Genomic DNA, 10528 nt, shown 5'->3' on the forward strand with positions numbered 1-10528 from the left:
ATGCCTGGTTGAATGTAAACTGATTTTTCGGAATTTTCGTGCGGAGTTATTCGGATAAAGATGTATCTTCGCAAAAAAACATAGACTCATGAAAGGATTAAGTTATTCATTTTTGCGCGCAATATGTGCGCTGGTTATCGGTTTGGTGCTGGTGATGTTTCCCGACCAGGCCGGTGATTACCTGGTGATTACGGTAGGTGTCGTTTTCCTGGTGCCTTCGTTTATCAGTATCATAGGCTACTTTGCACAGAGCACGGAGATGCGCAGTCGTTTCCCTGTCGAGGGGATGGGCAGCCTGCTGTTTGGCTTGTGGCTGATTATCATGCCCGGTTTCTTTGCCGATTTGCTAACATTTGTATTGGGATTTGTCCTGCTGATGGGAGGAGTGCAACAGATTGCCTCGCTCTCCGCCGCCCGTCGCTGGATGCCGGTGCCGTATGGCTTTTACACGGTGCCTGTATTGATTCTGATTGCCGGTCTGGTTGCGTTGTTCAATCCTATGGGAGTACGTTCCACGGCATTTATCATTATCGGTATTAGTAGTCTGGTCTATGCGGCTTCGGAACTGCTGAACTGGTTTAAGTTTACGCGCTGCCGCCCAAAGACACCGGATGCTTCTGCAAAGGCGGTGGACCATATTGAGGATGCACAAATTATAGAATAAAAAAACAGACCATCTGTTGAGGTGGAACAGATGGTCTGTCAGGAGTAAACGGATGGTCTGTTCATGCCACACAGACCATCCGTTTTTTGTTATTTCAACCATTCATTAATCAGCTCCATCGCTTGTTTCTTTTCTGCTTCAGGCAGAGTGCTGATGCGTGCCCGATGGCTTCCGCCGGGCTCGACGAATACATGGATGTTCTTTTTCCCTTTCAGCCAGGTCACTCCAGCAGCCGTCCATGGGTCGTTCTGTCCGTAGATGAATATCATTCTCGGGTCATTCTTTTTCAAGAATTCCGTGATTTTCTTGCTTAGGGTCTTGTCGAAGGGCATGTCTTTCAGCTCTTCGGGAAGCATGAGGCGGTGCAGGTAAGCCTTGCTCGATTGGATGGAAAGATATTTCTTGAAAGGCTTCGTATCGTAGCCGTAATAACCCAGCTCGCGGGCAGCCTGCACGAAGAACGAGGCTGTCGGGCTGTCGGCAATGAAATAGTCGGGGTTGCTGATGTCGAGCAGATGGGCAAATATCTCATCGTCCGGAGCCGTGGTTGCGGGAATGCTGTTGACGGGAGACCCCCACTGCCAAAGGGCGAAAGAATACTCCAGCACACAATAGTCGTATATTTCTTCAACGGGCGCACGGAACTTGAGCCCTTTTTCATCGCAATATTTCTCAAAGCGGGGGAGCAGCGTGGCTTTCCGTTTCAACACTTCCAGCTGGAAGTCTTCAATTCGTTTGCGGTCTTGCGGAGTAGACACTTTCTTGAGAAAAGGTTCGTGGCGTCCGTCTTCCGCCGCATAACAGAGCGGAGCTACGTATGGCACGGAAATATCCACATCGTCCGGATAGAACGTGCGGTAGAGCAGGGTAGTCTGCCCGCCCTTGCTGATGCCGGTTGCAATCCATTTGCCGGGATAGATGCTTTTAAAGGCGTTGCGGACGGCATGCAGGTCGTCTGCAGAATTCTCGGCAGTGAGGTATTGCCAATCTTTTGGTTCTGGGGTGGATTCCAGAAAATAACGGTATTCCACAAAAATCATGTTGGCATCGAGCAGCTCTGAAAGTTCCTCGCGATACTTGGGATTGAGGGCATAGGCGGCTCCATAGCCTTCGGTTACAATCACCGTAGGACGGTCGAAACCGACGTGGGAGACAATCACGCGCTGTCGGAAGCTGCCCTTTTCGGGATGGTCGTGGTCCAACGGCTGGGTGAAATAGGTTATATACTTCTCGGAGAACCGGGTGGACTCCAACGGACGGGTTTCCGTAATGGCGGAAATCTGACTCAGTTTTTGCTGCAAATCGGTTTGTGCCCAGGCAGTAGCCGAAACAAACAGCAAGGCAAACAACAGGAACGCTGCATAGCAGTTACGTAAATTCTTCATGATGACAAGATTGTTTTTATCTGACGGGCAAAGATAGGTTATTTCCTGCTTACTGCCAACAGTTGGCATGGACGAAAAAAGAGAGAGAGAACTGCCTCGCGGCACCTCTCTCCCTGCAAACTTAAAACAACCAACAAAAGAAAGTGATAAGGAACCAAGAATGAAGAGGTAAATAATGAAAGGTAAGTCCATTCTATTAATCCTTAATCTTTCATCCCTTATCCTTTATCTTATAAACAGTAACTCGCGATATTTGGGCAACGTCCACATCTGATTGTCGACGATGAGTTCCAGCTTGTCGATGTGGTAACGGATTTCTTCCATCATCGGTACGATGTTGTCGTGGTAGGCGATGGCTTTTTCACGTTCACTGTCAATTTTGTTGGCCACTTTGCGTGCCTCGATCATGGCATCCACATGCTCCTTGATGAAGGCAGTACGGTCGGCAATCTCTTCGATGAGTTCCAGATTCTTGGCAGATAGTTTTGCAGCCTTCTCTGCGGGGAACAGGTCTTTCATCTTGTAGACGTTGTCCACCAAATCGGTCTGGTATTGTGTAGCTACGGGGATGATGTGGTTCATGGCCAAGTCTCCGAGCACGCGGGCTTCGATTTGGATTTTCTTGGTATACATTTCCCATTTCACTTCATTGCGGGCTTCCAGTTCTTTCTTCGTCATGACTCCGATGGATTCGAACATCCGGATGCTCTCCGGTTTCAGGTAGTTGTCGAAGATGACGGGAACACTTGTCTCGCAATCCAGGCCGCGGCGGGCTGCTTCGGCTTTCCATTCGTCGCTGTAGCCGTTGCCGTCAAAGTGGATAGGCTTGCAGACTTTGATGTACCGGCGGATGATTTCGAGGATGGCGGAAATTTTCGGTTCATCCTTTTCAATCAGTTCGTCCACATCTTTCTTGAATTCCACCAACTGCTCGGCAAGGGCAGAGTTCAGTGCAATCATGGCACTGGCACAGTTGGCTTCGGAACCCACGGCGCGGAACTCGAAGCGGTTGCCGGTGAAGGCGAACGGGCTGGTACGGTTGCGGTCGGTATTGTCTATCATCAGTTCCGGAATCTGCGGGATGTCCAGCTTCATGCCTTGCTTGCCGCTGAGGCTGACGAGGTCGTCCTTTGTACTCTCTTCGATATGCTCCAGCACTTGGCTCAACTGCTTGCCCAGGAAGGAAGAGATGATGGCCGGAGGAGCTTCGTTGGCACCCAGACGATGGGCGTTCGTGGCGCTGGAGATGGAGGCCTTCAGCAATCCGTTGTGGCGGTATACGGCCATCAGCGTATTCACTACGAAGGTGATGAAACGCAAGTTCTCTTCGGGCAGTTTGCCGGGTGCGTGGAGCAGGACACCGGTGTCCGTACCCAGCGACCAGTTATTATGCTTGCCGCTACCGTTGACACCCTTGAAGGGCTTTTCGTGTAGCAGTACGCGGAAGCCGTGGTTACGTGCCACTTTACGCATCAAAGCCATGATGAGCATGTTGTGGTCTACGGCCAGGTTGCATTCCTCGAAGACGGGAGCCAGTTCAAACTGGTTGGGAGCCACTTCGTTGTGACGGGTCTTGACGGGGATGCCGAGTTTCAGCGCTTCGATTTCCAGTTCCTTCATGAAAGCGGCCACGCGGCTGGGGATAGCCCCGAAGTAGTGGTCTTCCAACTGCTGGTTCTTGGCGCTGTCATGGCCCATCAGCGTGCGTCCGGTCATCAGCAGGTCGGGACGGGCGGCGTACAACCCTTCGTCAACCAGAAAATATTCCTGCTCCCAGCCCAGATAGGCAACCACTTTCTTTACTTCCGGATTGAAATAGTGGCATACGTCGACGGCAGCCTTGTCTACGGCACGCAGGGCTTTCAGCAACGGTGCCTTGTAGTCCAGAGACTCACCGGTATAGGCGATGAAAATAGTCGGGATGCAGAGCGTGTCGTCCATGATGAACGCCGGGGAGGAGGGGTCCCATGCCGAGTAGCCACGTGCCTCGAACGTATTGCGGATACCGCCGTTCGGGAAACTGGATGCATCCGGTTCCTGCTGTACGAGCAGCTTTCCGGAGAATTCCTCCATTACGCCGCCTTTGCCGTCGTGTTCCACAAAGGCATCGTGCTTTTCGGCAGTACCTTCGGTCAGCGGATGAAACCAGTGAGTATAGTGGGTCGCCCCCATTTCAACCGCCCATTTCTTCATACCTGCGGCAACCTCGTCGGCTATGCTGCGGTCTAGCGGGGCTCCGTTGTCAATCACATCCGTCAGTTTGGCATACACCTTGCTTGGCAGATAGCGGAACATCTTCTCCTTGTTGAATACATACTTGGCAAAATACTCTGACGGACGTTCCGCCGGGACTGCCACTGCAACGGGTTTCTTCTTGAACGCCGTCTCTACTACTCTGAATCTCAATTTTGACATAATACCTTAGAGTTGTAATTGTTGGTTTAATAAAACTATGTTAGAGTGAAAAAAACTTCTTTTCATTGCTTTTTCATCTTAGAAACTTAGTCCGACTACGAAATAAGCACCTTCAGACCTTGGGTTCCAGGTTGCTTTGGCAAACAACGGGAGGGAGAAGGAATCGGTGATTTTGATGTCTTTTGATACTCCCAGGCTGACGTCGCATACGGCAAAGCCGTTGGCTTCATAGAAGTCCGTGGCCCAAGGGGTAGCGCCTATCTCGGCTGTCCAGTCCAGACCGCCCAGTGTGAAGGGGGCTGCTACGGAGATGTAGGATGAATAAGCACGGTCACCGTCTTTGTCAACGCCGTCGTCGCCTGCAAAGTTGGTGTACCAGTTTACGGCTACGGGGCCGAAATCATAACCGATTTGCGCCTCGAACAGATGTGAGTTGGCTGCATTGTGTGCTCCATACCGGAAGTATTTGGCCGTCGCTCCATCTCCGGTCACATTGTACCAGTAGTCCGTCACCGATACGCTGAAGCCTCCTGTCGAATATCCCAGTATGAGGTCGAACTCTTTCGTGTCCGAACTCTCGATGCCTACGGAGCCCCAAGCCCCCAGAGAGAAACCTTTGTAGGCAATGGATGCACTTGGCTGAAGGCTTACACCCCCCAAATCCTGGCCACGCCAGACGTAGCCGCTTACGAGGTCGACGCCTACCGATGCTTCCACTTTATCCTGAGCCTTTGCCGTGAAAGGCATTGCCATTGATAAGAGTATCATTGCCATTATCCCCCGTTTTATACTTCTTGTTTTCATACCTTTTTTACTTTTAAGTTTAGTTTTCTTATTTCAGCCACTTCCGGATGCGCTTCATGGCTTCCACGCAATCTTCATGCTTTCCGAAGGCCGTCAGCCGGATATAACCCTCGCCGCTGGGACCGAAGCCCACGCCCGGTGTGCCCACTACATTGGCCTCATACAGCATTTGTTCAAAGAATCGCCAGGAGCCCGTTCCGTCAGGCGTTTTCAGCCAGATGTAAGGAGCGTTCACACCACCGTAGACCTTCAGTCCGGCCGCTTCAAGGCCCTGCTTCATGGTGCGGGCGTTGTTCATATAGTAATCTGTCGTTTCCTTTATCTGCCGCTGTCCTTCCGGTGTATAGATGGCTTCCGCTGCCCGTTGGGTGATGTAGCTGGTGCCGTTGAACTTGGTGCATTGGCGGCGGTTCCAGAGCTTGTTCAGCGGGATGCGTTCGCCTTCCAGCGTGGCGGCGGTGAGTTCTTTCGGCACAACGGTGTAGCCGCAGCGTACTCCCGTGAATCCGGCAGTTTTCGAGAAGCTGCGGAACTCGATGGCGCATTTCTTTGCTCCTTTTATCTCGTAGATGGAGTGGGGCACATCATCTTCGCGGATGAAGGCTTCGTAGGCGGCATCGAACAGAATCAGCGTGTCGTTGGCGAGCGCATAATCTACCCATTTCTTCAGCTCGGACTTGGTCAGGGTGGTTCCCGTCGGGTTGTTGGGATAGCAGAGGTAGACAATGTCGATGCGCTTGTCCGGAATCTCCGGGATGAAGTTGTTTTCGGCGGTACAAGGCATGTATGTAACGTTGCTCCACTGGCCGTTTTCTTCCAATACTCCGGCGCGTCCGCACATCACGTTGCTGTCTATATAGACCGGATAAATCGGGTCGGTCACTCCCACGCTGTTGTCGTGGCGCAGAATGTCACCGATGTTTCCCGTGTCGCTCTTTGCTCCGTCGTTTACGAAGATTTCCGTAGGACTGAAATGGATGCCTCGCGGAAGGTAATCGTGCTTGATGATGGCTTCTATCAGGAAGTCGTATCCCTGTTCGGGACCGTATCCACGGAATGTCTGCGCATCAGCCATCTCTTCCACCGCCTTGTGCATCGCTTCGATGCAGACCGGCGGCAGTGGCCGGGTAACGTCTCCGATACCCAGACGGATGACTTCCTGCTTTGGGTGTGTTATCCTGAAAGTATTTACCTTCTTGGCTATGTCTGAAAACAAATAACTGCCCGGTAGTTTTAAAAAATGTTCGTTAACTAATGCCATAATCTTTTCTTGGTTGATAGTTGGTGGTTAGTCAATTAATTCAATTTCTCCGTCGAATACTTTGGTGGCTTCCCCCGTCATCAGGACATGTCTGGTAGCGATGTCCCATCGGATGTTGAGTGAGCCTCCGTCCATGATGACGGTAGAATCTCTTCCTGCGCGTCCGGTGAGGAAGGCTGCAACGGCGGTGGCACAAGCTCCGGTTCCGCAGGCTTGGGTGATGCCCGAGCCTCGTTCCCAGACACGCATCCTTATTTTTCCTTCTCCCAATATCTGGGCAAATTCTACGTTGATGCGTTCGGGGAAAAGGGAATGGTTTTCCAGTTTGGGGCCGATTACCGGAAGGTCGACGTCCTCTATGTCATTGACGAAGATGACCAGGTGCGGGTTTCCCATGGATACGGTGGTACCTGCATATCGTTCTCCGTCCACTTCGATGGGTTGTTCTTTCATCGGTTTGGCACCTTTGCCGTCGTAGTCTGCCGGTTCGTCGGCAGGTATGCCCATGTCTACGGTTACAGAGTTGACCTTTCCGTCTGCCAAGTGCAGGTTTAGCACCTTTATACCTGACAGTGTGTCGAGCATGATTTTCGTTTTAGAGGTCAGTCCGTAGTCAAAAAGATATTTTCCGATGCAACGGCTTGCATTGCCGCACATCCGGGCTTCCGAGCCGTCGGCATTGAATATCCGCATGCTGAAATCGGCTTTGTCCGAAGTGCCTATAAGTACCAGACCGTCACTTCCAATTCCCGTATGTGGTGCACTCCATATCTTTGAAAGTTCTTCCGGATGTTCGATGGGAAATCGGGTTGTATCTACATAAATGTAGTCGTTTCCGGCACCATGCATCTTGGTGAATTTTATTGTTCTTGTCATTTTGTCCTTTGTTGGTTGATTAATACGTCCTTTTGTTTTATTTCGATGCAAATATACGACGTTTTGTTTTATGATTAAATGAAAAGTATATCCATTTTCTATTTATTTGCGGTTAAACTTTCATTCAATGATAATATGTGTAGCGGAGCTTTCAATCTGAAAGCATATAACTTTGTTTTTTGTATAAATTGTAATCAATATAAAAGCGTGGCATGATTCGGAATAAGAAAAAAGATTGCTTATATGAATAAATGCTACCTTTTTGAAAACAGTAAACCGCTTCATTGTTGACATGATGAAGCGGTTTGCTTGGCTTTTATTTCTAAATGTATAAGGAACGGCTATTTTTTCTTTAAAATTGTTTTCAATGTTACCGGCTCATTGGTTGTGACGAAATCTACTCCTTGGCTGATGAGCCATTCCATGTCTTTGGCTTTGTTTACAGTCCAGGCGTTTACTTTCATGCCGAGCTCGTGGCATTCCTTTATCCATTCAGGATGTTTTTGGAAGACACTGAAGTGGTAGTCGGGACCGGCACAACCCCATGCTTTCAACTCCTTGGGGGTAAGGTCACCGGTCAGGTAGTAGACGGGGGTGCCTTTGGGTGCCAGACGGATAAACTCCTTGGTGGCATGTTTGGAGAAGGTGATGTATTCGGTACGGCTTTCCAGCCCCATATTCCTAATCATCTTAACGATGCCCTCTACGGCACGTGTCTCTTGTTCGGGAGTTTTATGGGCTTTCAGTTCGAGGATAAGGCGGGTTTTCAGGCTTTTTGCCTTGTCCAGATACTGTTGCAGGGTAGGGAGTTGTTCGCCGTTGTCCAGTTGTACGGCGGTGCATACCTTGGCTGTGGCATCTTGCATAGTCACGCCTTTAAAGGTGGCGTCATGATTGACAACCAGCTGATTGTCTGTGGTGAGCCAAACGTCGAACTCGGAGCCGTAGCAGTGGATGGAATCGGCCTTTACGAGTGCGGCAAGGGAGTTCTGTGCCGAACCGCTTATTGTCCAGAAACCACGGTGGGCAATGACTTCCTGGGCCTGGATAGTGCCGCACGCAGCAAAGAGCAGGGCAGAAGCAAAAAATAGTTTTTTCAGATTCATAATGATTAGGGTGTTTTGTTATGGACACAAAGATAAGTATTATATTTCTTTTATTAAATCTAACCCCTGAGTAATTTCAGTATGTACTTTCCGGGCATCACGATGCGGGCTTTCATTTCATTGTACAGACTCCATGCTCAATGTCGTGTTTTCCGTAATCCGTTTTTCCCATAGCTTTTTTGCTTTTTCTGTTTTGGATACAAATTGCTCCTCAAATTCAGTTTTTTCTTTTCCCATTTTTCATGTTCTTATGGTTGGTAAATGTTTGATAATCAGCAATGAAAAAGGGCTACTCCTTTCAGTACGGATGGCTACGCCCTTGCCTTGTTGAGGCTACACCATCCGACGAGAAAGGTGTAGCCCTTCTGTCCGGTTGCTGACGGCGGCAAAATTACTGCCTTTCCGGGTGCTGAACTATCAGTGATTTATCCTTACATCATATCCGTATGGGTCAATCAGTGTGGTGTCTTCCCGTTTTATGATGACCCATACCTTCTCCAATTCGGTGATTATGGTGCTGTAAGTCAAAGGGTTTTGCTCTCCTCTGGCTCTCTTTGTGAAGTTTTCGGATGCTACGAGCAACTTGGCTATATCCGTTATTCTCCTGATTTTTGTGCCTTCAAAATAGCCTGATTTAAAGGCTTTTAAGTAACCTACATAAACATGGGTCTGGATTCCGTAGTAAACCCGTTCTGCCAATAGCTTTTCATCCACTATGGAGCAGTGTTCTTTTACTTTCGTTGTTCTTGGTTTCTGTGTATCAGATTGATACGACATGCTTCTCTGCTCGTTACTGTTGAGATGCTTCTTTTTTTGAGTTCTTTCATTTGTGTAATTCTTCGTTCGTTTAACCGTTTTTTAATCTGGTTAAAAAATGCGAAAGTGTAAAAAGTAGGAGAGAAATAGGGGGACTTGGAGAAAAATGTGTGGGAATTAATTTTAAGTGGTTGATATATAGGATGATATACTGTTTAAAAAACGTACGTTTAATGAACGCAAAGATAGATACGTTTTTTGTAATGACAAAATGTTTGATAGAAAAATGTTCCTGACGAGGAATGGCAATAGTCGCATTGCGTTGAATATCAGTAGTATATGAAACATGTATAATCAGTTAAATTTTTCTTGTTTTTAGCTTTCCGAATGTGCTTTGTAAAGGCTTGAAATAGGTGTTCATTAAACGTACGATTAAAAAACGCTTTTTTGTTTCTAATGCGTTCGTTTATAGTCTCTTACCAAAAGGTAATGAACAACCGCAGAGAATCTGTTGACAAGAAGAGCATATTGCTTGTCAAACTTCCCATAAAATGCTCGCAAGTGATTGAACTACAGTTTTGTAATGGTAGTTCAAAGCCCCCAAGGAATACCTTTTTCTAAGTAAAATCAGCAAGAATAGAAATGGATAAAGAGACCGAAGTTTGGTTTGCCATGCGTGCCACATACCGCAGGGAGCTTGAAGCTATGCATCTTCTCGAAAAGGCAAATCTTGGCTGTTTCATTCCCATGCAATATAAGATAAGTATCCGTAGGGGCAGGAAAGTCCGTGCTTTGGTTCCCGTCATCCGTAATCTGGTTTTTGTCCACGCACGTCCTTCCGAAGTGCAGCGATTTAAGTCTCAAATTACTTATTTGCAATATATCACCGATACCCGTAGCGGTCAGAAAATAATCATTCCCGACCATGATATGCAGCGTTTCATAGCCGTCGCCGGTACCTACAATGACCATCTTCTCTATTTCCAACCCGAAGAGCTGAATCTCTCCAAAGGTACGAAAGTCCGTATCACCGGTGGCGACTTCGAGGGTCAAGAAGGTGTTTTTCTAAAGGTAAAAGGTGCCCGTGACCGTCGTGTAGTGATTGCTATACAAGGTATCATCGCCGTTGCCATTGCGACCATCCATCCAGACCTCATCGAAGTAATCAAATAATCGTCGATAATCAATGATTAGTCATTGGTGATAGATAAATCATAACTCTGAAATCATAAATCAAAATAGCATGTCTCTTTTAGAAGAA

The 10528-nt window shown here is 48.3% G+C and carries 9 protein-coding genes; 2 read left to right on the forward strand and 7 right to left on the reverse strand.

Going from position 1 to position 10528, the window contains the following annotated elements; genetic code table 11:
• Window positions 1–88: 88 nt before the first annotated feature.
• Window positions 89–664 (forward strand): HdeD family acid-resistance protein, encoded by a 576-nt coding sequence (locus tag HU824_RS12375; protein ID WP_176468989.1) that lies wholly within the window; start codon window positions 89–91, stop codon window positions 662–664.
• Window positions 665–753: 89 nt separating this feature from the next.
• Here the strand turns inward: HU824_RS12375 and HU824_RS12380 are convergent, their stop codons facing one another.
• The 7 genes from HU824_RS12380 to HU824_RS12410 all read right to left on the reverse strand — a co-directional run bounded on the left by HU824_RS12380 (window position 754) and on the right by HU824_RS12410 (window position 9288).
• On the reverse strand, window positions 754–2049 hold the full coding sequence (locus tag HU824_RS12380; protein ID WP_176468990.1) for a S28 family serine protease: 1296 nt from the start codon (window positions 2047–2049) through the stop codon (window positions 754–756).
• Between the two features lie 225 nt (window positions 2050–2274).
• Window positions 2275–4464, reverse strand: a complete 2190-nt coding sequence (locus HU824_RS12385; protein ID WP_176468991.1) for a glutamine synthetase III — start codon at window positions 4462–4464, stop codon at window positions 2275–2277.
• A 78-nt stretch (window positions 4465–4542) separates the two neighbouring features.
• Window positions 4543–5268, reverse strand: coding sequence for a hypothetical protein (locus tag HU824_RS12390; protein WP_136009623.1), 726 nt, complete (start codon window positions 5266–5268; stop codon window positions 4543–4545).
• Between the two features lie 28 nt (window positions 5269–5296).
• Entirely contained in the window at window positions 5297–6529 is a 1233-nt protein-coding gene (locus HU824_RS12395) for an LL-diaminopimelate aminotransferase (protein WP_136009622.1), read from the reverse strand.
• A gap of 27 nt (window positions 6530–6556) precedes the next feature.
• Window positions 6557–7405 (reverse strand): diaminopimelate epimerase, encoded by an 849-nt coding sequence (dapF, locus tag HU824_RS12400; protein ID WP_176468992.1) that lies wholly within the window; start codon window positions 7403–7405, stop codon window positions 6557–6559.
• A 341-nt stretch (window positions 7406–7746) separates the two neighbouring features.
• Window positions 7747–8511, reverse strand: a complete 765-nt coding sequence (locus tag HU824_RS12405; RefSeq protein ID WP_176468993.1) for a glycerophosphodiester phosphodiesterase family protein — start codon at window positions 8509–8511, stop codon at window positions 7747–7749.
• Between the two features lie 417 nt (window positions 8512–8928).
• The gene (locus tag HU824_RS12410; RefSeq protein WP_136010831.1) at window positions 8929–9288 is read right to left on the reverse strand and encodes a hypothetical protein; all 360 of its coding nucleotides are present in this window, start codon (window positions 9286–9288) and stop codon (window positions 8929–8931) included.
• A 615-nt stretch (window positions 9289–9903) separates the two neighbouring features.
• On the opposite strand from HU824_RS12410, the gene HU824_RS12415 reads away from it, so the two are divergent.
• A complete protein-coding gene (locus HU824_RS12415; protein ID WP_176468996.1) occupies window positions 9904–10440 on the forward strand; it encodes a UpxY family transcription antiterminator in 537 nt (178 codons plus the stop codon).
• Window positions 10441–10528: the final 88 nt, after the last annotated feature.

The sequence above is a fragment of the Bacteroides sp. L10-4 genome (assembly GCF_013373675.1).
Taxonomy (GTDB): domain Bacteria; phylum Bacteroidota; class Bacteroidia; order Bacteroidales; family Bacteroidaceae; genus Bacteroides; species Bacteroides muris.

What these genes read in the sequence shown, in the direction of transcription:
- HU824_RS12375 (WP_176468989.1), top strand. Translation starts at nt 89, where the DNA reads ATGAAAGGATTAAGTTATTCATTTTTGCGCGCAATATGTGCGCTGGTT.
- HU824_RS12380 (WP_176468990.1), bottom strand. Translation starts at nt 2,049, where the DNA reads ATGAAGAATTTACGTAACTGCTATGCAGCGTTCCTGTTGTTTGCCTTG.
- HU824_RS12385 (WP_176468991.1), bottom strand. Translation starts at nt 4,464, where the DNA reads ATGTCAAAATTGAGATTCAGAGTAGTAGAGACGGCGTTCAAGAAGAAA.
- HU824_RS12390 (WP_136009623.1), bottom strand. Translation starts at nt 5,268, where the DNA reads ATGAAAACAAGAAGTATAAAACGGGGGATAATGGCAATGATACTCTTA.
- HU824_RS12395 (WP_136009622.1), bottom strand. Translation starts at nt 6,529, where the DNA reads ATGGCATTAGTTAACGAACATTTTTTAAAACTACCGGGCAGTTATTTG.
- dapF (WP_176468992.1), bottom strand. Translation starts at nt 7,405, where the DNA reads ATGACAAGAACAATAAAATTCACCAAGATGCATGGTGCCGGAAACGAC.
- HU824_RS12405 (WP_176468993.1), bottom strand. Translation starts at nt 8,511, where the DNA reads ATGAATCTGAAAAAACTATTTTTTGCTTCTGCCCTGCTCTTTGCTGCG.
- HU824_RS12410 (WP_136010831.1), bottom strand. Translation starts at nt 9,288, where the DNA reads ATGTCGTATCAATCTGATACACAGAAACCAAGAACAACGAAAGTAAAA.